The sequence below is a fragment of the Novosphingobium huizhouense genome, assembly GCF_020179475.1.
Lineage (GTDB): Bacteria > Pseudomonadota > Alphaproteobacteria > Sphingomonadales > Sphingomonadaceae > Novosphingobium > Novosphingobium huizhouense.
Window position 1 is genome coordinate 336,339 of record NZ_JAILXZ010000002.1, and the last position, 22,945, is coordinate 359,283.

24 protein-coding genes are annotated in these 22,945 nt (G+C 69.5%); 7 read left to right on the plus strand and 17 right to left on the minus strand.

What is annotated here, in order from left to right; genetic code table 11:
- Window positions 1-12: 12 nt before the first annotated feature.
- A complete protein-coding gene (gene guaB, locus K3A85_RS09925) occupies window positions 13-1,470 on the minus strand; it encodes an IMP dehydrogenase (RefSeq protein ID WP_225206354.1) in 1,458 nt (485 codons plus the stop codon).
- Between the two features lie 66 nt (window positions 1,471-1,536).
- Window positions 1,537-3,069, minus strand: a complete 1,533-nt coding sequence (locus K3A85_RS09930) for a M28 family peptidase (RefSeq protein WP_225206355.1) — start codon at window positions 3,067-3,069, stop codon at window positions 1,537-1,539.
- 249 nt (window positions 3,070-3,318) lie between these two features.
- Here K3A85_RS09930 and ypfJ point away from each other — a divergent pair, with 249 nt between their 5' ends.
- Both ypfJ and K3A85_RS09940 read left to right on the plus strand, forming a co-directional pair.
- On the plus strand, window positions 3,319-4,215 hold the full coding sequence (ypfJ, locus tag K3A85_RS09935) for a KPN_02809 family neutral zinc metallopeptidase (protein WP_225206356.1): 897 nt from the start codon (window positions 3,319-3,321) through the stop codon (window positions 4,213-4,215).
- Between the two features lie 53 nt (window positions 4,216-4,268).
- A complete protein-coding gene (locus tag K3A85_RS09940) occupies window positions 4,269-4,880 on the plus strand; it encodes a hypothetical protein (protein ID WP_225206357.1) in 612 nt (203 codons plus the stop codon).
- Window positions 4,881-4,916: 36 nt separating this feature from the next.
- On the opposite strand, the gene K3A85_RS09945 is transcribed toward K3A85_RS09940, so the two are convergent.
- From K3A85_RS09945 to sdhC, 4 genes are all read right to left on the minus strand, one after another.
- Complete coding sequence (locus K3A85_RS09945; RefSeq protein WP_225206358.1) at window positions 4,917-5,090, minus strand: hypothetical protein; 174 nt, start codon at window positions 5,088-5,090, stop codon at window positions 4,917-4,919.
- A 729-nt stretch (window positions 5,091-5,819) separates the two neighbouring features.
- A complete protein-coding gene (sdhA, locus tag K3A85_RS09950) occupies window positions 5,820-7,652 on the minus strand; it encodes a succinate dehydrogenase flavoprotein subunit (protein ID WP_225206359.1) in 1,833 nt (610 codons plus the stop codon).
- Between the two features lie 3 nt (window positions 7,653-7,655).
- Window positions 7,656-8,039, minus strand: a complete 384-nt coding sequence (gene sdhD, locus K3A85_RS09955; protein ID WP_225206360.1) for a succinate dehydrogenase, hydrophobic membrane anchor protein — start codon at window positions 8,037-8,039, stop codon at window positions 7,656-7,658.
- A gap of 42 nt (window positions 8,040-8,081) precedes the next feature.
- Entirely contained in the window at window positions 8,082-8,507 is a 426-nt protein-coding gene (sdhC, locus tag K3A85_RS09960) for a succinate dehydrogenase, cytochrome b556 subunit (protein ID WP_225206740.1), read from the minus strand.
- 152 nt (window positions 8,508-8,659) lie between these two features.
- Here sdhC and K3A85_RS09965 point away from each other — a divergent pair, with 152 nt between their 5' ends.
- The 3 genes from K3A85_RS09965 (at window position 8,660) to K3A85_RS09975 (ending at window position 11,223) form a co-directional block, all read left to right on the plus strand.
- Window positions 8,660-9,397 (plus strand): SDR family NAD(P)-dependent oxidoreductase, encoded by a 738-nt coding sequence (locus tag K3A85_RS09965; RefSeq protein WP_225206361.1) that lies wholly within the window; start codon window positions 8,660-8,662, stop codon window positions 9,395-9,397.
- Window positions 9,387-10,355 (plus strand): 50S ribosomal protein L11 methyltransferase, encoded by a 969-nt coding sequence (locus tag K3A85_RS09970; protein ID WP_225206362.1) that lies wholly within the window; start codon window positions 9,387-9,389, stop codon window positions 10,353-10,355. Before K3A85_RS09965 ends, K3A85_RS09970 begins: the two co-directional genes overlap by 11 nt.
- 70 nt (window positions 10,356-10,425) lie before the next feature.
- Window positions 10,426-11,223 carry an enoyl-CoA hydratase/isomerase family protein gene (locus tag K3A85_RS09975; protein ID WP_225206363.1) on the plus strand — a complete coding sequence of 266 codons (798 nt, stop codon included), beginning with the start codon at window positions 10,426-10,428 and terminating at the stop codon, window positions 11,221-11,223.
- Between the two features lie 4 nt (window positions 11,224-11,227).
- Here the strand turns inward: K3A85_RS09975 and K3A85_RS09980 are convergent, their stop codons facing one another.
- From K3A85_RS09980 to recN, 8 genes are read right to left on the minus strand one after another with little or no spacing between them, the layout of a single operon-like run.
- The gene (locus tag K3A85_RS09980; protein WP_225206364.1) at window positions 11,228-11,722 is read right to left on the minus strand and encodes a CinA family protein; all 495 of its coding nucleotides are present in this window, start codon (window positions 11,720-11,722) and stop codon (window positions 11,228-11,230) included.
- Between the two features lie 29 nt (window positions 11,723-11,751).
- Entirely contained in the window at window positions 11,752-12,378 is a 627-nt protein-coding gene (locus K3A85_RS09985) for a LysE family translocator (RefSeq protein WP_225206365.1), read from the minus strand.
- Window positions 12,379-12,404: 26 nt separating this feature from the next.
- The gene (locus K3A85_RS09990; RefSeq protein WP_225206366.1) at window positions 12,405-12,695 is read right to left on the minus strand and encodes a hypothetical protein; all 291 of its coding nucleotides are present in this window, start codon (window positions 12,693-12,695) and stop codon (window positions 12,405-12,407) included.
- 23 nt (window positions 12,696-12,718) lie between these two features.
- Window positions 12,719-14,830 (minus strand): NAD-dependent DNA ligase LigA, encoded by a 2,112-nt coding sequence (gene ligA / locus K3A85_RS09995; RefSeq protein ID WP_225206367.1) that lies wholly within the window; start codon window positions 14,828-14,830, stop codon window positions 12,719-12,721.
- 13 nt (window positions 14,831-14,843) lie between these two features.
- On the minus strand, window positions 14,844-15,149 hold the full coding sequence (locus K3A85_RS10000) for a type II toxin-antitoxin system RelE family toxin (protein ID WP_225206368.1): 306 nt from the start codon (window positions 15,147-15,149) through the stop codon (window positions 14,844-14,846).
- The gene (locus tag K3A85_RS10005) at window positions 15,133-15,417 is read right to left on the minus strand and encodes a type II toxin-antitoxin system Phd/YefM family antitoxin (RefSeq protein ID WP_225206369.1); all 285 of its coding nucleotides are present in this window, start codon (window positions 15,415-15,417) and stop codon (window positions 15,133-15,135) included. Before K3A85_RS10005 ends, K3A85_RS10000 begins: the two co-directional genes overlap by 17 nt.
- A gap of 49 nt (window positions 15,418-15,466) precedes the next feature.
- Complete coding sequence (locus K3A85_RS10010) at window positions 15,467-16,150, minus strand: GNAT family N-acetyltransferase (protein ID WP_225206370.1); 684 nt, start codon at window positions 16,148-16,150, stop codon at window positions 15,467-15,469.
- A complete protein-coding gene (gene recN / locus K3A85_RS10015) occupies window positions 16,147-17,811 on the minus strand; it encodes a DNA repair protein RecN (protein WP_225206371.1) in 1,665 nt (554 codons plus the stop codon). Before recN ends, K3A85_RS10010 begins: the two co-directional genes overlap by 4 nt.
- 173 nt (window positions 17,812-17,984) lie before the next feature.
- Here recN and K3A85_RS10020 point away from each other — a divergent pair, with 173 nt between their 5' ends.
- Both K3A85_RS10020 and K3A85_RS10025 read left to right on the plus strand, forming a co-directional pair.
- The gene (locus K3A85_RS10020) at window positions 17,985-18,908 is read left to right on the plus strand and encodes a UDP-2,3-diacylglucosamine diphosphatase (protein ID WP_225206372.1); all 924 of its coding nucleotides are present in this window, start codon (window positions 17,985-17,987) and stop codon (window positions 18,906-18,908) included.
- A complete protein-coding gene (locus K3A85_RS10025; RefSeq protein ID WP_225206373.1) occupies window positions 18,905-19,972 on the plus strand; it encodes a glycosyltransferase family 4 protein in 1,068 nt (355 codons plus the stop codon). Before K3A85_RS10020 ends, K3A85_RS10025 begins: the two co-directional genes overlap by 4 nt.
- Window positions 19,973-20,182: 210 nt before the next feature.
- Here the strand turns inward: K3A85_RS10025 and K3A85_RS10030 are convergent, their stop codons facing one another.
- The 3 genes from K3A85_RS10030 to K3A85_RS10040 all read right to left on the minus strand — a co-directional run bounded on the left by K3A85_RS10030 (window position 20,183) and on the right by K3A85_RS10040 (window position 22,900).
- A complete protein-coding gene (locus K3A85_RS10030; RefSeq protein WP_225206374.1) occupies window positions 20,183-21,004 on the minus strand; it encodes an outer membrane protein assembly factor BamD in 822 nt (273 codons plus the stop codon).
- A gap of 76 nt (window positions 21,005-21,080) precedes the next feature.
- Window positions 21,081-21,527, minus strand: a complete 447-nt coding sequence (locus K3A85_RS10035) for an RrF2 family transcriptional regulator (RefSeq protein ID WP_225206375.1) — start codon at window positions 21,525-21,527, stop codon at window positions 21,081-21,083.
- Window positions 21,528-21,601: 74 nt separating this feature from the next.
- Entirely contained in the window at window positions 21,602-22,900 is a 1,299-nt protein-coding gene (locus K3A85_RS10040) for a sugar MFS transporter (protein WP_225206376.1), read from the minus strand.
- Between the last annotated feature and the right edge of the window lie 45 nt (window positions 22,901-22,945).

Genomic DNA, 22,945 nt, shown 5'->3' on the forward strand with positions numbered 1-22,945 from the left:
GGCCGACCCCACTCAGCCGACCTTGTAGTTCGGCGCCTCGCGGGTGATCGTCACGTCGTGGACGTGGCTTTCGCGCAGGCCCGCATTGGTGATCCGCACGAACTGCGCATTGTGCCGCAGGTCGTCGATCGTCGCCGATCCGGTATAGCCCATCGCTGCCTTGATCCCGCCGACGAGCTGGTGGATCACGTCCTTGGCCGGGCCCTTGAACGGCACCTGGCCCTCGATGCCCTCGGGCACCAGCTTCATCTGGTCCTTGATGTCCTGCTGGAAGTAGCGGTCGGCGCTGCCGCGCGCCATCGCGCCGACCGAACCCATCCCGCGGTACGACTTGTAGGCGCGGCCCTGGTAGAGGAACGTCTCGCCCGGCGCTTCCTCGGTGCCCGCCAGCATCGAGCCGATCATCACCACCGATGCGCCCGCGGCCAGCGCCTTGGCGGCATCGCCCGAGGTGCGCAGGCCGCCGTCGCCGATCACCGGCACCCCAAGCTTGTCGGCCGCCTCGGCCGCTTCCATGATCGCGGTGAGCTGCGGCACGCCGACGCCCGCGACGATCCGGGTGGTGCAGATCGAGCCGGGCCCGATCCCCACCTTCACGCCATCGGCGCCGGCATCGCACAGCGCCCGCGCCGCTTCAGCCGTGGCCACGTTGCCGGCGATCACCTGCGCCGAATTGGACAGCTTCTTCACCCGCTCGACCGCGCGGCTGACGTCGCGGTTGTGGCCGTGCGCGGTGTCGATCACGATCACGTCGCATTCCGCGGCGAGCAGTGCCTCGGTGCGCTCGAAGCCCTTGTCGCCGACCGTCGTCGCGGCGGCGACGCGCAGCCGCCCGGCCTCGTCCTTGGTGGCGGAGGGGTAGGTCACCGCCTTCTCGATGTCCTTGACCGTGATCAGCCCGACGCAGCGATAGTCGTCGTCGACCACCAGCAGCTTCTCGATGCGGCGCTGGTGCAGCAGGCGGCGCGCGTCCTCCTGGTTGACGCCCGCCTTCACCGTGGCGAGGTTCTGGTGGGTCATCAGCTCGCGCACCGGCTGCGCCGGGTTGTCGGCAAAGCGCACGTCGCGGTTGGTAAGGATGCCGACGAGCTTGCCGCTCGCCTCGACCACCGGGATGCCGCTGATCCGGTTGGCGAGCATGATCGCCTGCGCCTCGCCCAGCGTGGCGTCGGGCGAGATCGTGATCGGGTTGACCACCATGCCGCTCTCGAACCGCTTGACCGCGCGCACCGCGGCGCACTGTTCCTCGACCGTCAGGTTGCGGTGGAGCACGCCGATCCCGCCCAGCTGCGCCATCACGATCGCCATGTCGGCTTCGGTCACGGTGTCCATCGCCGAGGAGATCACCGGGATGTTGAGCGCGATGCTGCGCGTCAGGCGCGTGCGGGTATCGGCCATCGAGGGCAGGATGTCCGACTCGGCGGGACGCAGCAGCACGTCGTCGAAGGTAAGGCCGAGAGGGATTTCCATGCTGGTCGCCACTTCCTGTCCGGGGAGATTCGTGGCGGCCCATGTAATCAAGCGGGCCGCATTCCGCTAGGGGGTACGCAGGGCCTGCGCCGCAGGGCCGGGATAGCGCCGCGCATCGCCGAAATAGCGCGCCAGCTCGACCTGCATCAGCACGTCGTCTGCCATCCCGCCGTACTGCACCTTGCCCGGCGCGTCCGAGGGCCGGTGGTAGTCCTCCTCCATGAACCTTTCGAGGCGTGCGGGATCCGAATAGCTCGTGCTGACCATCACCGCGGGCACGTCGTGCTGGCGGAACACCCAGCCATCCTGCCGCCGGGCGAAGGCATTGGCGTCGTCGTTGGCGATCAGCTTGCGGCGCATCGCCTTCGCCACCGCGGCAATGCCGGGATCGAGCGCGGTCGCGCCCTTGCCGACGACGCTGAACGGCAGTCCGCGCGGCACCAGCCCGGTGCCGTCGACATTGAACACCGCCACGATCCGGTCGAGCGGCAGCGGCGGGCTCTCGGCAAAGGCGAGCGCGCCCAGCAGCCCCAGCTCCTCGCCGGTGGTCGCGAGGAAATAGACGTCGCGGTCGAGCGGCCTTGCGCGCGACAGCAGGCGCGCGGTCTCGGTGATCACCGCAAGGCCGCTGGCGTTGTCGACCGCGCCGTTGCAGATCAGGTCCTCGGCCGGCGGCTCGGCGCAGCGCCCGAAATGGTCCCAATGCGCCATGAACAGCACCGCGCCCGCCTTGGGATTGCGCCCTTCGAGCTTGCCGATCAGGTTGTGCGTGCTGATCCGCGTCTCGCGGCTGGTCGCCTCTAGCGTTCCGGTCACGCCCAGCAGCCGCGGCGCGAAATCGGGCGCATCGGCCTCGCGCTGCAGGTCCTCGAGCGACGCGGCGCTTGCCGCGACCGACAGCAGCGAGCGCGCGACCGCGGGGCTGACATAGCCCTCGATCTCGTCGCCCAGCCCCTCGCCGGCGAGCGCATAGCCGGCACGCCGGCGCCGCGCCGCCACCTCCTCGATCGTCCGGCGCGCGTCGAGCACGATCAGCACCGCCACCGCCCCGGCATCGAGCAGGCGGTCGGCCCGCGCATCGCCGCCGCCGTCGCTCTCGCCGCCGTCGAGCATCAGCGCGATCCGCCCGGCAAGGTCGGTGCGCGGCGGGGTGCGGCCGGCGGCCCTGCCCACGAACAGCACCGGCGCATCCTCGACCAGGCTGCGGATGCCCGAGGTGACGATCAGCGCCCCATCCTGCGGCACGACCACGCGCTTGCGCCCCTTGGCGAAGCTGGCGCGGAACGACAGCGGCTCGCGCTCGACCACCTCGACCGGCGCGAACCAGCCATGCGCCGGGTCGTTGGTGCCGGATTCGAGACCGATGTCGAACCACTGCCGGGCAAGATAGCGCAGCGTCAGCGTCTCGCCCGGGGTACCCGGCTCGCGCCCCTCGAACGCATCGCCCGCCAGCGTTTCGACGTGCTGACGCAGCGCGCCTTCGAGCGGCGTCTCGCGCTTCGCCGTAGTCGGGGCCGGGGTCGGGGCCGGAGCCGCCGCGACAGCGACGGCGGCGGCGGCGACGGCGGCGACGGCGGCGACGACGAGCGCGCCGAGCACGCGAACCGCGCCCCGCCCAGTCGTCCGCCGCAATCCCCAACGACTCATCGACGCCCCCAAACGGCCTGCCGCACGACCCTGACTGTCAAAGCCGTAGCGTTACCGCAAGTTCCCGATCAAGCAGCGGCCATGAACGATTTGTGATGGCGAGCCCGCCCGGCGCCGCGCAAGACTTGCGGAACCTTATGGTCCGCGTGCATTTTGGCTTTGTCAGGCGCCGCGATCGCCCGCCACACGAGAGGACCGACCATGCGTCTCGACGACTACGACGATTCCATCCGGGTTGAGGACCAGCGCGGCAGCGGCGGCGGCTTCGGCGGCGGCGGCGGCGGCCTGCCGCTCGGCATCCTTGCCTTCGTCGGCAGCCGCTTCGGCATCGTCGGCGTGATCGTCGTGGTGATCGGTTTTGCTCTGTTCGGCGGGCTCGGCAACCTGCTGGGCGGCGGCGGCCAGTCGGCGCTGGAGGCGCCCGGCGCCGGCCAGGGGGGCGAAACCGTGGCCGAAAGCTGCAACGTCAACGCCTTCAGCAAGGAAAGCTGCAACGCGCTGTCCTCGCTCAACAAGACCTGGCGCCCGCTGCTGGCGCAGGCCGGGATTCAGCCCGTCGCGCCCAAGCTGGTGTTCTATTCGCAGGCCGGCCAGTCGGGCTGCGGCGCGGCGCAGAGCGCGATGGGACCGTTCTACTGCCCGACCGACCAGGGCATCTATATCGACACCGACTTCTATACCGAGATGGACAAGAAGATGGGCGCCGGCGGCGACTTCGCCCGCGATTACGTGATGGCGCACGAATACGGCCACCACATCCAGAACCTCACCGGCCTGTCCGAACAGGTCCAGCAGGCGCAGCGGCGCAACCCCTCGCGCGCCAACCAGCTTTCGGTCCGGCTCGAGCTGCAGGCCGATTGCTACGCCGGGGTCTGGGCCGCCAACAACCGCGACCGGATCGAACCGGGCGATCTCCAGGAGGGCCTGACCGCCGCGCACCAGATCGGCGACGACACGCTGATGAAGGCCGCCGGCCGCCGCCCGGTCGAAGCCGCCTTCACCCACGGCAGTTCGGCGCAGCGGATGGAATGGCTCAAGAAGGGGCTCGACAGCGGCAACGTGCAGGCCTGCAACACCTTCGCCGACATGGCGTCTTGAGGGGAACCCCCGGGGGCGTGCTGCGTAGTGCTGCCAAAACGTGGAAACTCTTCATGAAAACGATCACCCTTTTCCATCGCGGCCTTGCCGCGACGGCGGCCTTCGTCCTCGCCGCGCAGGGGGCCGGGGCGCAGACCGTCGTCGACCCCGACAACGTCACCGCAACCGATGTCATCACCAAGCCGCTCGCCGACGTGAACCTGCGGAAGGACGAGGTTCCGCCGCTCCTGATCGCCGCGCGAAACAACCCCTATGGCACTGCGGGCTTGCGCGGCTGCCCGGCGATCCAGGCCGAGGTGCGCCGTCTCGACGCGGTGCTGGGCGACGACATCGACATCGCGCAGGACAAGTCGCTCGGTGAAAAGCGCGGCAACACCGTCGCCAACATCGCCCGCTCGGTGGTCGGCTCGCTGATCCCGTTCGGCGGGGTGATCCGCGAGATTTCCGGCGCCAACGAAAACGAGCGGCAATGGGCGATCGCGCTCTACGCGGGCTCGGTGCGGCGCGCCTACCTCAAGGGCGTCGGCGCACAGAAGGGCTGCCGCTATCCGGCGCGCGCCGCGTCGGCCGCCGACATTGCGCTGATCAAGCAGGCGCGCGCGAAGGAAGTCGCAGCGAAGGACGCCGAGCGGCGTTCGGCCGAACCCAGGCAGCAGCGCCGCTAGGACCAGCCGAACCCGCCGGGCACACCCGCGGCCCGGTCAATCCCTCGCGCTGCGGAATTCGCGCTCGACCCGCTGCACCGCGGCGTCGAGTTCGGCCAGCACCCTCGCGCGGATGTCGCGCGGCATGTTCGGCTCGCGCTCCACTTCGTGCCGCGCTTCCCGGATGGCGGCGAGCGCCTCGCGCTGGCTGTCGGCGATGATCTCGGACATGTCGCGCTCCTCGTATGCGATCGGGGGTACGGGCGGCTCCGGCGGAGCGGGAGGCGCAGGCGGCGCCGGCGGGGCCGGGGGCGCAAGACCTTCGGGCAGCGATGGCGGGGCTGGGGGCTGCGGTGGCGCGGGCGGCGCCGGGCAGTCGCGCGGTCGCGTCTCGGCCGCGGCCAGCGCCACCGGGGCGGCAGCGGAAAGGCTCGCGACGACAAGCAGCAGCGGACGGGCGGGAATGGGCATGCTGGGTCCTCTTCAGCAGGGCTCCCCCGAACCCCGCTCGGCCCTAGCATTCCCCCGGCCCGGCGCCCGGCGTGATCGACGAACGCATCGCGCCGCCTGACGAACGTCCGCGGGAGCGAGTGGCAAGGGCCGCGGCTGCCCCTCGCAAAGAGGCGCCCTCGTTCCTGACGCGTGCGTCAGATTTCGTCGCCAGAGTCGGCCGGATGCGTTCCTGACGCGCATGTCAGGTATTAAGCACTTTCCTACAAGGGCATTTTTGGCGCAAGCTCGCGATCATGGCCGGAAAGGATCGTCCCTTCAACGACTTGCCCGCGAAGTCCGGCTCATCGGGCCTCTGGCGAATTTTCCTTCTGGACTGTGTCAACTGTGTAAACTTGCCCGGCGTCGCAAGCGTCCCGCCAGCCGCGAATCGCCATGCAGAAGGGGCCGCGGATCGTCCGATCCGCGGCCCCCGTGATGCCGTTTCCGAAGCGCGCGGGCGCCCCGGCGTCAGTACACGCGCTTCTTCGGCTTGATGTACTCGACGTCGTCGGTCAGCGTGTATTCGTGGACCGGGCGGTAGTCGAGCTTGACCGCGCCGCCCTTGCCGCCCCAGCCTTCGAACCAGGCGGCGGTGTGCTTCATCCACTCGGCGTCGTTGCGGTCCGGGAAGTCCTCGTGCGCATGCGCGCCGCGGCTTTCCTTGCGATTGAACGCCGAATGCATCGTCACCGAAGCCTGCGCGATCAGGTTGTCGAGTTCGAGCGTCTCGATCAGGTCCGAGTTCCAGATCAGCGAGCGGTCGGACACGTTGATGTCCTCCATCCGCTTGTAGGTATCGGCGAGCTTGACCTTGCCCTCGGCCATCAGCTCGTCGGTGCGGAACACCGCGGCGTGCTGGCTCATCGTCCGCTGCATCTCGAGGCGGACCTGCGCGGTCGGCGAGCCGCCCTTGGCGTTGCGGAAGTGGTCGAGGCGGGTCAGCGCGAGGTCGGCGCTGTCCTTGGGCAGCGCGTTGTGCGCGGTGCCCGGCTTGATCAGCTCCTTGAGCCGCAGGCCGGTCGCGCGGCCGAACACCACGAGGTCGATCAGCGAGTTCGAGCCGAGGCGGTTGGCGCCATGCACCGACACGCACGCCGCCTCGCCCACCGCGAACAGGCCCGGGACGACCGTCTCGGGGTTGCCGTCGGCGCCGATCGTGACGACCTCGCCGTGGTAATTACAGGGAATGCCGCCCATGTTGTAGTGGACGGTCGGCACCACCGGCAGCGGCTGGCGGGTAAGGTCCACGCCGGCGAAGATCTTGCCGCTCTCGGTGATCCCCGGCAGGCGCTCGGCGAGCACGCCCGCATCGATGTGGTCGAGGTGCAGGAAGATGTGGTCCTTGTGCGGACCCACGCCGCGGCCTTCGCGGATTTCCATCGCCATCGAGCGCGAGACGACGTCGCGGCTGGCAAGGTCCTTGGCCGAAGGCGCATAGCGCTCCATGAAGCGCTCGCCCTCGGAGTTGGTGAGGTAGCCGCCCTCGCCGCGCGCGCCTTCGGTGATCAGCACGCCCGCACCGTAGATCCCGGTCGGGTGGAACTGCACGAACTCCATGTCCTGCAGCGGGAGCCCGGCGCGCAGCACCATGCCGCCGCCGTCGCCGGTGCAGGTGTGGGCCGAGGTCGCGGTGAAGTAGCAGCGGCCGTAGCCGCCGGTCGCCAGCACCACCGCGTGGCTGCGGAAGCGGTGGATCGAACCGTCGTCCATGCACATCGCGATCACCCCGCGGCAGACCGGAACGCCATCGGCGCCGGTTTCCATGATCAGGTCGATCGCGAAGTACTCGATGAAGAAGTCGGCGTCGTACTTCAGGCTCTGCTGGTAGAGCGCGTGAAGCATGGCGTGGCCGGTGCGGTCGGCGGCGGCGCAGGTGCGCTGCACCGGCGGGCCCTCGCCCATGTTCTGCATGTGGCCGCCGAACGGACGCTGGTAGATGGTCCCTTCGGGGTTGCGCGAAAACGGCACGCCCGCGTGCTCGAGCTCGTAGACCGCCGCCGGGGCTTCGCGGACCATGTATTCGATCGCGTCCTGGTCGCCCAGCCAGTCCGACCCCTTGACGGTGTCGTACATGTGCCAGGTCCAGTGGTCGGGCGAGTTGTTGCCGAGGCTCGCGGCGATGCCGCCCTGCGCCGCGACGGTGTGCGAGCGGGTCGGGAACACCTTGGTGATGCAGGCGGTGCGCAGGCCCGCCTGGGCCGAGCCCATCGTGGCGCGCAGGCCCGAGCCGCCCGCGCCGACGACGACGGTGTCGTAGGTGTGGTCGATGATCTTGTAGGCAGGCTGTGTCGAAGCAGTCATGGCTCAGGCGCCCCCGAGAGCGATGCGGATAACCGAGATGATGCCGAAGGCGGCAGCGGCGAAGGGCACGATGTTGACCAGCAGCCAGGCGGCGACCTTGCCGCCTTCCTCGTGGATGTAGTCCTCGAGCATCACCTGCACGCCGAGGCGGGCATGGGTGATGGTGTTGAGCATGATCAGGATCAGCGCGGTCGACGGGATCGGCTTGGCGACCCAGGCATGCACCGTCGCATAGTCGTGCGAGGGCAGCAGCGCGAGGCTGAGCATCAGGAAGGGGATGAGGACGAGGTTGCCGACCGCGGTGAGGCGCTGGAGCAGCCAGTGATGCGTGCCCTGGTGGCTGGAGCCGAGCCCGCGGACGCGGCCGATGGAGGTACCGTTACCCATGGAAACCCTCTGCTATGTGAGGTTCGGTATCGTGCCGGCGCCTCAGCGCAGCAGCACGAAGGCCCAGAACAGGATGGTGGCGAGCACCGAGAACACCAGCGTCAGCGTCGACCAGCGCGCGTTGGACTCGAGCTCGTAGCCCGCGCCGACGTCGAGGAAGAGGTGACGCACGCCGCTCGCCGCGTGCTGGAAGAAGGCCCAGGTCAGGCCGACCAGGACGACCTTGCCGAGCAGCGCGGTAAGCACCGCGATCCCGCCCGATGCGCCGGTCCAGGCATAGTCGAGGAACGTCGCGTAGGCCTCGGGCCCGCTCGCGATCGCGCCGACCCACCACAGCAGCAGGCCGATCCCTGCGAACGCCATGCCGTTGCCGGTGATGCGATGCAGGATCGAAACCAGCATCGCCGGACCCCACCGCCAGATCTGCAGGTGTGGTGAAAGCGGCCGGTTGCTGCGCGCCTGCGCCATGGTAACCCCCTCGGTCAAGATTGTGCGCCGCGCCAAGGGCACGGCCGGATCGCGATTCGTATTAGTCGAAATGTCCGGTCGTGCAACTGCGCCGAAAGTGCAAGGCGCAAAGCACTGTTGCGGCCCCGCAAATCCATGCCCTAGAGGGGCGCATGACCACCAGCACCCTATCTCCGGCCTCCGCTCCGACGATCCTCGTCACCGGCTCGACCCGCGGCATCGGCGCGGCCATCGCCGCATCGCTCGAAGCGCGCGGCGCCCGCGTGATCCGCCACGGCCGCCGCCCCTCCCCCGGCGTCATCGGCGCCGATCTCGCCGAGCCTCACGCCCCGCAAGCGCTCTGGCAGCAGGCGCTCGAGGCGGCGGGAGGCGCGATCGACGTGCTGGTCAACAACGCCGGCCTGTTCGAGGCGAACCCGCTCGATGCATCCGACATCGTCTGGCTCGACGGCTTCGAGGATACCTTGCGCATCAACCTCACCTCGGCCGCGCAGCTGTCGCGCTTCGCGGTGCGGCACTGGTTGGAGCGCGATTTCGCCGGCCGCTGCGTCCACATTGCGAGCCGCGCCGGATACCGTGGCGATTCCCCGGCGCACTGGCACTATGCCGCCGCCAAGGGCGGGATGATCGCGATGCACAAGACGATCGCGCGGGGCTATGCCGCGCAAGGCGTGCTAAGCTTCGCCATCACGCCGGGCTTCACCGACACCGACATGGCGGGCGACTATCTCGCGAGCCGCGGCGGCCCCGGCCTCCTCGCCGACATTCCGCTGGGCCGCGTCGCCACGCCCGACGAGATCGCCGCGATCGCCACCTTCTGCGCGCTCGATGCGCCGCCGAGCATGACCGGCGCCACCATCGACGCCAACGGAGCCAGCTATGTCCGCTGAGGAAAGCTGGAAGATCACCGTCCTCGCCCCGCGCGACATCGTCCAGGCCGCGCTCGTCGCGCACGAGGACGCCTTCGACTGGGACGCCGACATCGTCATCGCCGGCAGCGAGATCGCCGAGGACAAGCCCGACGACTGGCAACTGGAAGCCTGGCTCGGCCGCGAGCCGGGCGAGGGCGACAAGGCCGCCGTCGCTGCCCTGTTCGGCGATGGACAGGTCGACTTGGTCGTCGAGAAGCTGCCCGACGAGGACTGGGTCACGCTGAGCCAGCATGGCGTCGAACCGATCCGCGAGGGCCGCTTCCACGTCCATACGCCCGAATATCCCGCGCTAGATCGGCCGGGCGTCCGCAACTTCGTGATCCCCACCAGCCAGGCCTTCGGCACAGGCCAGCACGCGACCACCGCCGGCTGCCTCGTCATGCTCGACCACATGAAGCGCGAAGGCGTGGTCGTGCGCAACCTCGCCGACATCGGCACCGGCACCGGCCTGCTCGCCTTCGCCGCGATGCACTTGTGGCCCCGCGCCCGCGCCGTCGCGAGCGACATCGACGCGGTCTGCGGCCCGGTCGTCGCCGACAACGCAGACGCCAACGGCGTGGCCCTCGGTGACGGGCCGGGCAGGCTCGCCATGGTCATCGCCGGCGGCATGGACCACCCGCTGCTGACCGCGGCGGCGCCCTACGACCTGCTGATCGCCAATATCCTCGCCGGGCCGCTGGTCGAGCTTGCCCCGCAGTTCGCCGCCGCGGTCGCGCCGGGCGGCAGCGTGCTGCTCGCCGGCCTGCTCGAAACGCAGGAGGCAGCGGTGCGCGCCGCCTATCGCCGCGCCGGCCTGCGCCTTGCCGCGCGGATGGTGCGCGGCGACTGGTCGATCCTGTGGCTGCGGCGGCGCAGCGGCGGCAGCTCCCGCGCGACCCGCGTCGGCGCACTGCCCGAATGGTCGCGCCGCTGGTAGCAGCTTGCGGAGCGCCTTCGCCTCGATTATCCGCCTGACTTAATCAACTGATTAAGAGAGGTGCGAGGCGATGGGCTACAACACGATTGCGATCGAGAAGCGCGGCAGCGCCGACTGGCTCACGCTCAACCGGCCCGAGGCGCTCAATTCGATCTCGTCGGAAATGGTCGGCGAGCTCAACGACTACTTCGGCAAGCTCTACCACGACCGCACCGTCCGCGTCGTCGTCATGCGCGGCGCGGGCAAAGCCTATTGCGCCGGGCTCGACATCAAGGAACGCAGCTCGGATCGCGGCGAAATCCCGTTTGGCGGCGGCTTCGGCTTCCAGGGCTGGCTCGCCGACGTCTACATCAAGATGCGCCGCTGCCCGCAGCCGATCGTCTCGCTGATCCATGGCCCTGCCTGCGGCGGCGGCTTTGCCTTCGCGCTCGCCTCGGACATCCGCATCGCGGGGGAAAGCGCGCGGATGAACGCCGCCTTCATCAAGCTCGGCCTGTCGAGCTGCGACATGGGCGTCAGCTACTTCCTGCCGCGCATCGTCGGCGCCGGGATCGCCTCGGAGCTGATGCTGACCGGCCGCTTCATCCATGCCCCGCGCGCGCTGGCGGTCGGCCTCGTTTCCGAAGTGGTGCCCGACGACCAGCTCGAGAAGGCGGGCGAAAGCTGGGTCGAGGACCTGCTTGCCGCTTCGCCGATGGGGCTGCGCATGACCAAGGAAGGCATCAACGTCTCGGTCGACGGCTCGAGCCTTGAACACGTCATGGCGCTCGAGAACCGCAACCAGCTGATGACCGCCGGCAGCAAGAACTTCGCCGAGGGGATGGCCGCCTTCCTCGAGAAGCGCAGGCCGAACTACGTGCCCGAGTAAGACGTCAGGCGCGCGAGAGCGTATCGCGCAGCAGCGCGAGCGCGGCGCTCGCGAAAGCCTGCATGTTGCCGAGCCGGTCCTCGCTGCCCGTCTCGACGAGCACCGAGGCGGCAAGGCCGCCCGGTCCGACGAGGCCGATCGCGCTGGTGCCCGAGGCAACGCCCAGCGGATGCTTGCCCGGCCCCGCCGCGCCGGTTTCGGCCAAGCCCCACGCAGCATCGAACCGCTCGCGGATCAGCTCGGCCTGGCGCAGGGCATAGGGCTCGGTCGCGGACCGGTATTGCCGCAGGCTGCCCGGCTCATGCCCCAGCAGGATGCGCCGCCCTTTCAGCGTGTAGACGATGCCGGCCCCGGCGAAATAGGCCGAGGCGCCCGGCATCGCGAGCAGGCCTGCGGAAATCAGCCCGCCGGTCGCGCCATCGACCACCGCGATGGTTTCGCCCCGCGCCTTGAGCAGCGCCCCGGCTTGCGCGCCGATCCCGGCCAGTTCTTCGAGCATTCCCGTCCCCTTTTCGTTTCGGCGCCTTATCAGGCGCGCGAACCGAGCATGGCAAGGCCGAAGGCGACGAAGACGGCAGCGGTGGTGCGGTTGAACGCCTTCTTGAGCGCAGGGCGCGTCAGCGCGGTGGCGATCGAGCGGCCGCCGAGCGCATAGACGAAGTACCACGAGATCTCGATGACGCCGAAGGTCAGCACCATGATCCCGAACTGCGGGGCCTCGGGCTTCGCAGCGTCGATGAACTGCGGCAGGAAGGCAGCGGCGAAGAGCAGCGCCTTGGGGTTCGAGATGCCGATGGTGAAGGCGGTGCGGAACACCTTGCCGGCCGAAAGCCGCGGCGCAATCTCGCCCTCGCCGATATCAACCGGGGCGTCGTCGGAAACCCACGCCTTGTAGCCGAGCCAGATCAGGTAGCCCGCGCCGACGAGGCGCAGCACGAGGAACGCGCCCGGAATGGCGACGAGCAGCGCGGTGAGCCCGAGCGCCGAGGCGGTCAGCAGGCTCAGCACCGCGACGAAGCACCCCGTCATCGCCAGCATCGAGCGGGCCAGCCCCAGCTCGACGCTGCGCGCCATCACATGGAGCATGTTGGGCCCCGGCGAGGCCGAGACGAAGAAGACGGTGACGACGAACAGCCACCAGGTGTGAAGGGCCATGATCTCGAAGTTCCCCCAGCCGACGTTCAGGGCAGCGTGTCCCAGCCTTGCGCCTCGACCAGCAGGCGCCGGACCGAGGCATTGCCGGCATAGCGTTTCCTGAGCGCGCGCGCATCCTCCTCGACGGTGCGACAGCGCAGCTTGCGCACCTGCGCGTCGATGTAGGCGGCGCGCTCCGCGTCGTAGGCTTCCTCGCCGGCGAAGTGGTTGCAGCCGGTCTGGCGCACCAGCAGCGCGCGCACCGGCGGCGGCGCGACCTTCACCGCATGGCGCGCCTGCGCGGGCGTCATCGCGAGCAGCAACAGTGCAGTGAGCATACCGGGTCCCCCACGGATGCCGGTCAGCCGGCGTTGCGGACGATGTCCGCCCAGGCCGCTTCGTCGATCACCTCGATGCCAAGCTCTGCCGCCTTCTTGAGCTTCGAGCCCGCCCCCGGCCCGGCCACGATCAGGTCGGTCTTGGGCGAGACCGACCCGGCCGCGCGCGCGCCGAGCGATTCCGCCTGCGCCTTGGCCTCGTCGCGGCTCATGGTTTCGAGCTTGCCGGTGAAGACGACCGTCTTGCCCGCGACCGCGCTGGCGCGGGTCTCGACGATGTAGTCCGGCGGGCTGACTTCGGAGAGCAGGTCGTCCCAGACCGCGATGTTGTGCGGTTCGTGGAAGAAATCGCCCAGCGCCTCGACCACCACCGGGCCGACGCCGTCGATCGAGAGCAGGTCGGCCACCGCGTCGCTGCTCGAATACCCCTCCACCGGCTGCGCCGGTCCCCCTCCCCGTTCCGGGGAGGTATGGGCCAGTTCGACGACTGCGCGCAGCGCGGGCAGCGTGACGAAGCGCTTCATCAGGTCGCGCGCGGTGACTGCGCCGACGTGGCGGATGCCGAGGCCGAACAGCAGCCGCGCGGCGTCGGGCGCGCGCTTGGCCTCGATCGCCGCCAACAGGTTGTCCACAGACTTGTCCTTCCAGCCCTCGCGGCCGACGATCTCGCTGCGGCGCTTGCGCAGCCGGAAGATGTCGGCGGGGCTTTCCAGCCAGCCGAGGCCGAAGAATTCGACAATGGTCTTCTCGCCCAGCCCCTCGATGTCGAGCGCCGCGCGGCTGACGAAGTGCTTGAGCCGCTCGACCCGCTGCGCCGGGCAGATCAAGCCGCCGGTGCAGCGCACGTCGACCTCGCCCTCCTCGGCGACGGCCTCGGAGCCGCACTCGGGGCAGTGGTCGGGGAAATGGTAGGCCTCGCGCTGGGTCCCGGGGGTGAGATTCTCGACCACCTGCGGGATCACGTCGCCGGCGCGCTGGAGCACGACGCGGTCGCCGACGCGCAAGGACAGGCGGCCGATCTCGTCGCGGTTGTGCAGGGTGACGTTGGTGACGGTGACGCCGCCGACGAGCACCGGCTTGAGGCGGCCGACGGGCGTGAGTTTGCCGGTGCGGCCGACCTGGATGTCGATGGCTTCGAGCGTCGTCTCGGCCCGCTCGGCCGGGAACTTGTGCGCAAGGCCCCAGCGCGGCGCCTTGGCGACGAAGCCGAGGCGTTCCTGCCAGTCGAGCCGGTCGACTTTGTAGACGACGCCGTCGATGTCATAGGCAAGGTCGGCGCGGGCCTGCTGGATGGCGCGGTAATGGGCGACCATCTCGGCGCCCGAGGCGCAGCGCACCAGCAGCGGCGAGACGGGCACGCCCCAGCCCGCGATCTTGCGCATCATCTCGAACTGCGTCGCCGCCGGCACTTCGCTCGCCGCGCCCCAGCCGTGGGCGAGGAAGCGCAAGGGGCGGGCGGCGGTGACGGCGGCGTCCTTCTGGCGGAGCGAGCCGGCGGCGGCGTTGCGCGGGTTGGCGAAGACCTTGTCGCCCGCTTCGGCCTGCCGTTCGTTGAGCGCGAGGAAATCGGCCTTGGCCATGTAGACCTCGCCGCGGATCTCGAACAGCCCGGGCACGTCGAACAGCCCCTCGCCCTTCAGCTCCTGCGGAATATCGGCGATGTGGGCGACATTGGCGGTGACGTCCTCGCCCACTTGCCCGTCGCCGCGCGTGGCGGCGCGTACCAGCTTGCCGTTCTCGTAGCGCAGCGAGCACGACAGGCCGTCGATCTTGTCCTCGGCGGTCATCGCCACTTCGGCGTCGGCAGGCAGATTCAGGAAGCGGCGGACGCGCGCGACGAATTCCTCGACCTCCTCGTCGGTGAAGGCGTTGTCGAGGCTCATCATGCGAACCTCGTGGCGCACCTTGCTGAGCGGCGAGGCAGCGACTTCGTGGCCGACGAGCGCGCTCGGGGAATCGGGCCGGATCAGGTGCGGGAATGCGGCCTCGAGCTCGGCATTGCGGCGCACGAGCGCATCGTATTCCGCATCCGAAATCTCGGGCGCGTCCTCGGCGTGATAGAGCCGGTTGTGCCTGGCGATGGCCTTCGCGAGCCGCATCAGCTCGTTGGCGGCATCGGCTTCGGTGATGTTCATTGTCGCCCCTTGCTCAGCCGGACCGGTCGCGCACGCGGCGTCGCGCTGTCGCGTAGATGTCGGCCGTCGTGGAATCGCGCTTACCCGCTGCGACAATCAATATCACGAGCCGCTGCTCGATAACCTTGTAGATGATGCGGAAGCCGGCGCTGCGCAGCTTGATCTTGTAGCAATCGGGCATGTCGCGAAGAGCGGCGGACGGAACGCGCGGATTTTCGAGCAGCGTCTCGAGCTTGCGCACCGCTTGCCGCTTCACCGACGCGTCGAGCTTCGCCCACTCCTTCAGCGCCTCGGAAGCGATCTCAATCGAGTAGGTCATCCAGCGTTACCGCAATGCCATCGTCGCCTTCGGCAAGACGTTCGCGCGCCAGTTCACTGTCGGCAGCGTCGTCGTGCAGCGAACAGAGATATTCCCACACCTCGGGCGAAATCACGTAGGCGACCGGCTTGTTGCGGTTGAGCACCGCGACCTGGCGCAACTGCGCCTCGGCGATCACGGCGGCGGGGTTGGCCTTGAGGTTGCTGATGCTGACGCAGGCGTCGGCAAGCACCTCGGCAATGACGGGCGGTTTGAGTGGCGCGTTCATGACCTGAAAATAGGCCTCGTTTCAGGTCATGTCAATTTGCGGCGGGGGGCTATACCGCCTTCCCGAGAATGGTCGCCACCATCGCCCGGCGCGCGCGGAAGCCGAGGCTTTCGTAGAGGCGGATCGCGCCCGCATTGCCGGCGTAGCTGTGGAGATAGGGCACGTCGCCGCGCGCGCGCTGGTCGGCCATGACCCGGCGGATCAGCCGCGCGGCAAGCCCCTGCCCGCGAAATTCGGGCCAGGTGCACACGCCGCTGACTTCGGCCAGACCCTCGGCGGGGCGCATCCGCTCGCCCGCCATGGCGGCGAGGCGGCCTTCGCTGCGAAAGCCGTAAAACTGGCCGTAGCGCCAGGTCGACGGACCCCAGGGGCCGGGCTCGGTGGCCAGCGCAAGCTCAGTCATCTCCGGCACATCAGCTTCGCCGAGCGGCACGGTCTGCGGGTCGGATGCGCAAGGGTGCGGCGCGCCATCCGCGATCATCTGCAACAGCGGCGCGCTGCGGATCAGGCGCGTGCCCGGCGGCGGCGCGACTTCGTGCGGTTCGACGAGCCAGACTTCGCCGTAATCGGCAACGAGCGCGGCGAGGTCCTGTTCGCACCCCGGCGCGCAACCGGCGAAGGGGCCGTAAGCCGGATCGATCCGGCGCACGTTGCCCTGCCCGACGTTCAGCGCCGCCTGCGGACCGCCGAGGGCATGCCACATCGGCCGGTCGAGCGGATGCTCGGTGCTCATGCCTGTTCCAGCAGCCGGTCGGCCTGCGCGCGCGCCTCAGCGGTGATCTCGGCGCCCGAGAGCATGCGCGCGATCTCCTCCTGCCGCCCGGCAGGGTCGAGCAGGGTGACCGAAGTGCGGGTGACCGTGCCTTCGGAGGACTTGGCGATCAGATAGTGCGCATTGCCGCGCGCGGCGACTTGCGGGCTGTGAGTAACCGCGAGCAGCTGGCCGCCCGCGGCGAGCCGGGCGAGCCGTTCGCCGATCGCGCTCGCCACCGCGCCGCCGACGCCGCGGTCGATCTCGTCGAAGATGATCGTCGCCGCGCCGCCTTCTTCGGCAAGCGCGACCTTGAGCGCGAGGATGAAGCGCGACAGTTCGCCGCCGGACGCGATCTTGGCGAGCGGGGCGAAATCGGCGCCGGGGTTGGTCGAGATGAGGAATTCGACCGCATCGACGCCGAGCGCGCTCCAGCGGTCCTCGGGCAAGCGGACGACCGCAGTGTGGAACTTCGCCGCATCGAGCTTGAGCGGGGCGAGTTCGGCCGCGACCGCCTGGTCGAGCCGCCGTGCCGCCTCTGCCCGCTCAACCGACAGCGCCTCGGCCTTGGCGCGATAGTCGAGCCCGGCCTCCTGCGCCGCGCGCTGCAGCGCCGCGATCTGGGCGCCGCCGCCTTCGATCGCGTCGAGCGCCTCGCGCATCGCGCGCATCCTCGCTGGCAGTTCGTCGACTGTGCAGTGGTGCTTGCGCGCCGCCGCGCGCAAGTCGAACAGCCGCGTCTCGATCCGATCGAGCAGCGCGGGATCGTGCGCGAGCACATCGGCGGCGGCGACGAGCTTGTCCTCGGCCTCGCCCGCCTCGATCACCGCGCGGTCGATGGCGGCGAGCGCCTCGCCGAGAAGGGGGTGTTCATGGGCGATGCGGTCGAGCCGGCGGGCCGCGCTGCGCAAGCTGGCGAGCGCGGAGTCGGAGCCGCTCCAGAGGTGCTGCAGCTCGGCAAGGTCGCCCGACAGCCGCTCGCCCTTCTGCATCGCGGCGCGGCTCGCGGCGAGATCGTCCTCCTCGCCCTCGACCGGCGCAAGCGCGGCGAGCTCGGCGAGGTGCGCGACCAGCAGGTCCTGCTCGGCGGCGGCCTGCTCGACCTGCGCCTTCGCCTGCGCCAGCGCGGCTTCGGCCGCTCGCCACTTGTCCCACGCGGCGCCGACCGCGGCGGTATCGGCACGCGCGTAGCGATCAAGCAGCAGGCGATGGCCGCGCGCGTTGACGAGGCCGCGGTCGTCGTGCTGGCCGTGAAGTTCGACAAGGCTGCGCGCCATCTCGCGCAGCAGCGCGACGCCCACCGGCTGGTCGTTGACGAAGGCCTTGCTGCCGCCATCGGCGCGCACGCGGCGGCGTACGATCAGCGGCTCGCCCGGCTCGACCTCCACCTCGGCCTCGGCGAGCGCGGCGCGGATCGGTTCGGGCAGCGCGGCGAATTCGAAGGTGGCGGTGACCAGCGCCTGGTCCTCGCCCGCGCGGACCAGTCCGCTGTCGGCGCGATCGCCGAGAATAAGCCCGAGCGAGTCCAGCAGGATCGATTTGCCCGCGCCGGTCTCGCCGGTGAGAACGCCAAGGCCACGCCCGAAAGCGAGATCGAGCGCCTCGATCAGGACGACGTTGCGGATGGAAAGCCCGGTGAGCATCTGCCCGTGGTCTTAGCGCGGCGAAAGCGCCGCGTCACCATCCGTTCTTGCCTTGTTCGCCGTCGCGCGGAGGCGGCTGACGTCACGTTGCAGCACCGTGACAGGGTGCCACGCGAACGAAACGTGATTGTGACAGAGGATTCGGGCAGGACCACACAGGAAGAGGGATCGCCATGCCGACCCAAGCCAAGGCTGCCCGCACGAAGACCGCCAAGGGCCTGCCGACTGCCGCTCAGCTCGCCACTTCGATCCCCGCCTGGCTCGATCATCCCGAGCCGGTCAGCTTCCGTCCCAAGCGCAAGGTGCGCACAGTCTGGATCTCGGACATCCATCTCGGCACGCGCGGCTGCAACGCGGCGATGCTGCTCGACTTCCTCAGCCAGATCGAGTGCGAGACGCTCTACCTCGTCGGCGACATCGTCGACGGCTGGCGCCTGTCGAAGGGCTGGTACTGGCCCGACGCGCACAACGAAGTGGTCCGCCGCGTGCTGAAGATGGCGCACCGCGGCACCCGCGTGGTGCTGATCGCGGGCAACCACGACGAAATGCTGCGCCCCTATGCCGGCATGAGCTTCGGCGGCGTGGAGCTGGCGCTCGACACGATCCACGAGACCGCCGACGGGCGCCGGCTGCTGGTGACGCACGGCGACGGCTTCGACGGCGTGGTCCTCTACGCCCGCTGGCTCGCGTTCCTGGGCGACAAGGCCTACGAGGTGCTGCTGCGCTCGAACCGCTGGGTGAACGCGGTGCGCCGCCAGTTCAAGCTGCCCTACTGGTCGCTGTCGGCCTACATGAAGAAGCGCGTGAAGAACGCGGTGCAGTTCGTCTGCGACTTCGAGGAAGCGGTGGCGCACGCCGCGCGCGACCTGGGCGTCGACGGCGTGGTCTGCGGCCACATTCACTGCGCCGAAATCCGCGAGATCAGCGGCGTCACCTACTACAACGACGGCGACTGGGTCGAAAGCTGCACCGCGCTGGTCGAAGACTTCGCCGGCAACATGAGCATCGTCGACTGGGCCGAGGAAACCCGCAAGGCGCACGCCGCGCGCGCCGCGATGGCCGCGGCCGCAGCGCCGGGCGAAAAGCAGCCCGCATGAAGATCGCGATCTGCACCGACGCCTGGCACCCGCAGGTCAACGGCGTCGTCCGGACGCTGGCGACCACGGTCGACCGGCTGATCCGGCGCGGGCACGAAGTCGAGCTGGTCACCCCCAGCCAGTTCTTCACCCTGCCCCTGCCCGGCTACAGCGAAATCCGCCTCGCCATGGCGCCGCGCTTCGGCACGCGGCGCACGCTGGGCGACTTCGCGCCCGACATCGTCCACATCGCCACCGAAGGCCCGATCGGCTGGAGCGCGCGCGGCTGGTGCAAGGCCAACCGGGTGCCGTTCACCTCGGCCTTCCACACCCGCTTTCCCGACTATGCCGCAGTGCGCACCGGGATCGACGCCGCGCACTTCTGGCCGCTGATGCGCCGCTTCCACGCCGCGAGCCATGCGGTGCTGGTCTCGACGCCGACGCTGGCGGCCGAGCTCGCGGGCCACGGCATCGGCCATGCGCAGCTGTGGTCGCGCGGGATCGATGGCGATCTGTTCCGTCCCGACCATGCGCCGTTCGACCTCTACGAGGGCCTGCCGCGGCCGATCATGCTCAACGTCGGCCGGGTCGCGATCGAGAAGAACCTCGCCGCCTTCCTCGATGCAGATGCGCCCGGCACCAAGGTCGTCGTCGGCGACGGCCCCGACCTCGCCGCGCTGCGCGCGCGCTATCCGCATGTCCGGTTCCTCGGCGCGCTGTCGGGCGAACGCCTGGCGCAGGCCTATGCGGGCGCGGACGTGTTCGTGTTTCCAAGCCGGACCGACACCTTCGGGCTGGTGATGATCGAGGCGCTGGCCTGCGGGCTTCCGGTCGCCGGCTACCCGGTGGCAGGTCCGCTCGACATCGTCGGCAAGACCGGGCGCGGCCCGGGGGGCGACCTGCCGATGCAGATCGGCGCGCTCGACGACGATCTCGGCCTCGCGATCGCCAAGGCGCTGCGCTGCGACCGCCTCGGCGCCGCGGTCCACGGCGCGAGCTACAACTGGGACCGCGCCACCGACCAGTTCCTCGCCGCGCTGACCGCAGCGGCATCGCGGCGGGTGCGCGAAGCGATCGCCGCCTGATCGACAGCCTGCGCGACCACCTGGGCAACCGGGCGCACGACTTTCCCGTCCTCCCCCCACGCCGAACCGGGACGGGCAAACTGAGAAGGGGCCGCGGCCTTGCGGCCCGGCCCCTTGCTTTTTCCGACACGATCGCCGCCCCGCGCCCGATGCCGCAACACGGCGCGGCACACGCTTACGCGGCATATCCTTACAAGGCGGTGGGCCTGCTTACGACGCGGTGGTGCCCGGCGCCTTCTCGTTCATCAGCTTGAACGCGCGCTGGTACCATTCGCTGCCCGGATAGTTGTTGCCGAGCACGGCCGCCGACTTCTGCGCCTCCTCGGGCACGCCGAGCGCGAGGTAGGTCTCGACCAGGCGGTAGAGCGCCTCGGGCGTGTGGCTCGTCGGCTGGTACTTGTCGACCACGGTGCGGAAGCGCAGCGCGCCCGCCAGCCACTTGCCGCTGCGTTCGTAGTAGCGGCCGATCTCCATTTCCTTGCCGGCGAGGTGATCGTTGACGAGGTCGATCTTGAGCCGCGCGTCGGTGGCGTACTGGGTCGAGGGATAGCGGCGCACGACCTCGTTGAGCGCGGTCAGCGCCTGCAGCGTGATCTTCTGGTCGCGCGTCACGTCGCTGATCTGCTCGTAGTAGCACAGCGCGATCAGGTAGTAGGCGTAGGGCGCGTCCTTGTTGCCGGGGTGGATCGACAGGAAGCGCTGCGCCGACTGCACCGCCTTGGCATAGTCGCGGCCGGCGTAGTAGCTGAACGCGCTCATCAGCTGGGCGCGGCGGGCCCAGGGCGAATAGGGGTGCTGGCGCTCGACTTCGTCGAACAGCGCTGCGGCCTGCTTGGGGTTGCCGTGATCGAGACGGTCCTTTGCCGCGGCATAGAGCGTGTCGACGTCGCGGGCGACGTAGGCGACATCCTTCTTCGCCTTGGCACCGCCTGCGCATCCCGCAGTCAGCCCGATGGCGGCCGTGGCGACGGCAAGGACGGCGAGCCGCGCGGGGGTGCGGAGCGAAGCAGCGAAGGGGGCAGCAAGGGTCATGGCCAGCGCTATAACCAGCCGCCCGATGAACGCCAAGTGAAGTTCCGCGCCCATCCGCAAATGGGGCGCGCGCCGCTCAGGCGGGCGATGCCGCCTCTTCGAACGGGGGTTCGAGCGGGATCGGATCGGCCAGCGTCATGCGGTCGAGCATGGCCGCCATCTCGTCGCGCAGCTGCAGCATCAGCCCGCGCAGGCGACATTCGGATTCGGGCAGGCAATTGGCGCAGGTCTCGTGCGCGTTGCGGCTGGCGCAGGGCACCAGCGCGAGGCTGCCGCGGGTCAGGCGAATGATGTCGCCATAACGGATATCGACCGGCGGGAGCGCCAGTTCATAGCCGCCGTCGCGCCCGCGCTGCGAGACCACGACGCCCTCGCGCGCCATCTCCGACAGGATCACCGTGAGGAACTTGCGCGGGATGTTCTGCGCCTCGGCAATGGTGTCGAGCCGGATCGGCCCCTGTCCGAAGGCATCGGCAAGGTGCTGCAGCGCGCGGATGGTGTATCGCGTCTTCTGCGAAAGCATGCGACGAATTTGGCGACGGGGAGACGAAAGTCAACGTCGCCGGTAGATTTATACCCTGCTCATACGAAGAGGTTTCAAGCTTCCGCAAGGCCGGCCGCCGGGCGGCGCGCCTGGAGGCCGAAGACGGCGATGATCGCGTAGCAGATCGCCGGCAGGACCAGCGCGGTCGTCAGGTGCCCCGAGAGGTCGGCGATCGTCCCGGTCAGCAAGGGCACGACCGCGCCGCCGAAGATCGCGATGTTGATCAGCCCCGAGCCGTCGGCCGCGCGCCGGCCGAGGCCTTCGCTCGCGAGCGTGAAGATCGTCGGGAACATGATCGAGTTGGCAAGGCCGATCAGCAGCAGGCTCCAGGCCGCGACCTGCCCGCCGCTCGCCGCGGAGACCGCAATCAGCGCGATCGCGGCGACGGCGTTGAATGCCAGGACCTTGCCGGGGTTGATCTTCGCCAGGATGGCCGAGCCGAAGAAGCGGCCGACCAGTGCGCCGCCCCAGTAGTAGGGGATGTAGTGCCCGGCCGCCTCCGCGCCGATGGCGAGGACGCGCGGCTGCTGGAAGTAGTTGACGATCAGCGAGCCGATCGAGACTTCGGCCCCGACGTAGAGGAAGATGCAGGCCGCGCCGAAGGCGAAGCGCCGGCGACGAAGCAGGTCGAAGCTCGAGAACAGCGATCCCGCCTCGTGCCGCTCGCCCTTCAGGCGATTGCGGTTCATCCACACCACCCCGGCCACGAGCGCGAGCGCCACGGCGAGCCCGATGTAGGTGCGCACGACCGTCTGCGTCTCGGCGATGCGGTAGGCGTCGAGCGCCGGACCGGAAAGGTCGGCCGCGCTCACCTTGGCGAGACTGCCGAGGATCAGGCTGGCGCCGACTGCCGGGAAGATCACCGTGCCGAGCGAATTGAAGGCCTGCGCAAATGTTAGGCGGCTGCTCGCGGTCCTTGCGGGCCCGAGCAGCGTGATCAGCGGGTTGGTGACGACCTGGACGACCACCACCCCGCTCGCCAGCACGAACAGCGCGAGGAGGAACAGCGGATAGGCCGCGCTGTGCGAGGCCGGGATGAACAGCACGCAGCCGGCCATCATCGTCAGCAGGCCCACGGTCGCGCCGCGCATGTAGCCCACCCGCTTGACCAGCGCCGCGCCGGGAATGCCGACCAGCAGATAGGCGGTGAAGAAGCAGAACTGCACCAGCATCGCCTGGGTGTAGTTGAGCGTGAACAGCTCCTTCAGCTTGGGGATGATCACGTCGTTGAGCGATGTGATGCCGCCGAAGATGAAGAACAGCGCCATGACGAACAGGCGTAGCTCGGGCGCATCGACTCCGTCGCGGTCATCGCCGCCGGGTGCCGTGTGCGCAGCAGGGGCCAGTGCCATGGTCGTCGTGTCTCCTCATAGACGGGACGATCGGTCCCGCTCGTC

Coding starts and splice junctions, on each gene's coding strand:
- sdhA (WP_225206359.1), bottom strand. CDS start 7,652: ATGACTGCTTCGACACAGCCTGCCTACAAGATCATCGACCACACCTAC.
- K3A85_RS10040 (WP_225206376.1), bottom strand. CDS start 22,900: ATGGCACTGGCCCCTGCTGCGCACACGGCACCCGGCGGCGATGACCGC.
- K3A85_RS09985 (WP_225206365.1), bottom strand. CDS start 12,378: ATGGCCCTTCACACCTGGTGGCTGTTCGTCGTCACCGTCTTCTTCGTC.
- K3A85_RS10035 (WP_225206375.1), bottom strand. CDS start 21,527: ATGCTTTCGCAGAAGACGCGATACACCATCCGCGCGCTGCAGCACCTT.
- K3A85_RS09970 (WP_225206362.1), top strand. CDS start 9,387: ATGTCCGCTGAGGAAAGCTGGAAGATCACCGTCCTCGCCCCGCGCGAC.
- K3A85_RS09965 (WP_225206361.1), top strand. CDS start 8,660: ATGACCACCAGCACCCTATCTCCGGCCTCCGCTCCGACGATCCTCGTC.
- ligA (WP_225206367.1), bottom strand. CDS start 14,830: ATGAACATCACCGAAGCCGATGCCGCCAACGAGCTGATGCGGCTCGCG.
- sdhD (WP_225206360.1), bottom strand. CDS start 8,039: ATGGGTAACGGTACCTCCATCGGCCGCGTCCGCGGGCTCGGCTCCAGC.
- K3A85_RS10005 (WP_225206369.1), bottom strand. CDS start 15,417: ATGAACGCGCCACTCAAACCGCCCGTCATTGCCGAGGTGCTTGCCGAC.
- sdhC (WP_225206740.1), bottom strand. CDS start 8,507: ATGGCGCAGGCGCGCAGCAACCGGCCGCTTTCACCACACCTGCAGATC.
- guaB (WP_225206354.1), bottom strand. CDS start 1,470: ATGGAAATCCCTCTCGGCCTTACCTTCGACGACGTGCTGCTGCGTCCC.
- K3A85_RS10025 (WP_225206373.1), top strand. CDS start 18,905: ATGAAGATCGCGATCTGCACCGACGCCTGGCACCCGCAGGTCAACGGC.
- K3A85_RS09940 (WP_225206357.1), top strand. CDS start 4,269: ATGAAAACGATCACCCTTTTCCATCGCGGCCTTGCCGCGACGGCGGCC.
- K3A85_RS09980 (WP_225206364.1), bottom strand. CDS start 11,722: ATGCTCGAAGAACTGGCCGGGATCGGCGCGCAAGCCGGGGCGCTGCTC.
- K3A85_RS10030 (WP_225206374.1), bottom strand. CDS start 21,004: ATGACCCTTGCTGCCCCCTTCGCTGCTTCGCTCCGCACCCCCGCGCGG.
- ypfJ (WP_225206356.1), top strand. CDS start 3,319: ATGCGTCTCGACGACTACGACGATTCCATCCGGGTTGAGGACCAGCGC.
- K3A85_RS09990 (WP_225206366.1), bottom strand. CDS start 12,695: ATGCTCACTGCACTGTTGCTGCTCGCGATGACGCCCGCGCAGGCGCGC.
- K3A85_RS09975 (WP_225206363.1), top strand. CDS start 10,426: ATGGGCTACAACACGATTGCGATCGAGAAGCGCGGCAGCGCCGACTGG.
- K3A85_RS10000 (WP_225206368.1), bottom strand. CDS start 15,149: ATGACCTACTCGATTGAGATCGCTTCCGAGGCGCTGAAGGAGTGGGCG.
- K3A85_RS10010 (WP_225206370.1), bottom strand. CDS start 16,150: ATGAGCACCGAGCATCCGCTCGACCGGCCGATGTGGCATGCCCTCGGC.
- K3A85_RS09945 (WP_225206358.1), bottom strand. CDS start 5,090: ATGTCCGAGATCATCGCCGACAGCCAGCGCGAGGCGCTCGCCGCCATC.
- recN (WP_225206371.1), bottom strand. CDS start 17,811: ATGCTCACCGGGCTTTCCATCCGCAACGTCGTCCTGATCGAGGCGCTC.
- K3A85_RS10020 (WP_225206372.1), top strand. CDS start 17,985: ATGCCGACCCAAGCCAAGGCTGCCCGCACGAAGACCGCCAAGGGCCTG.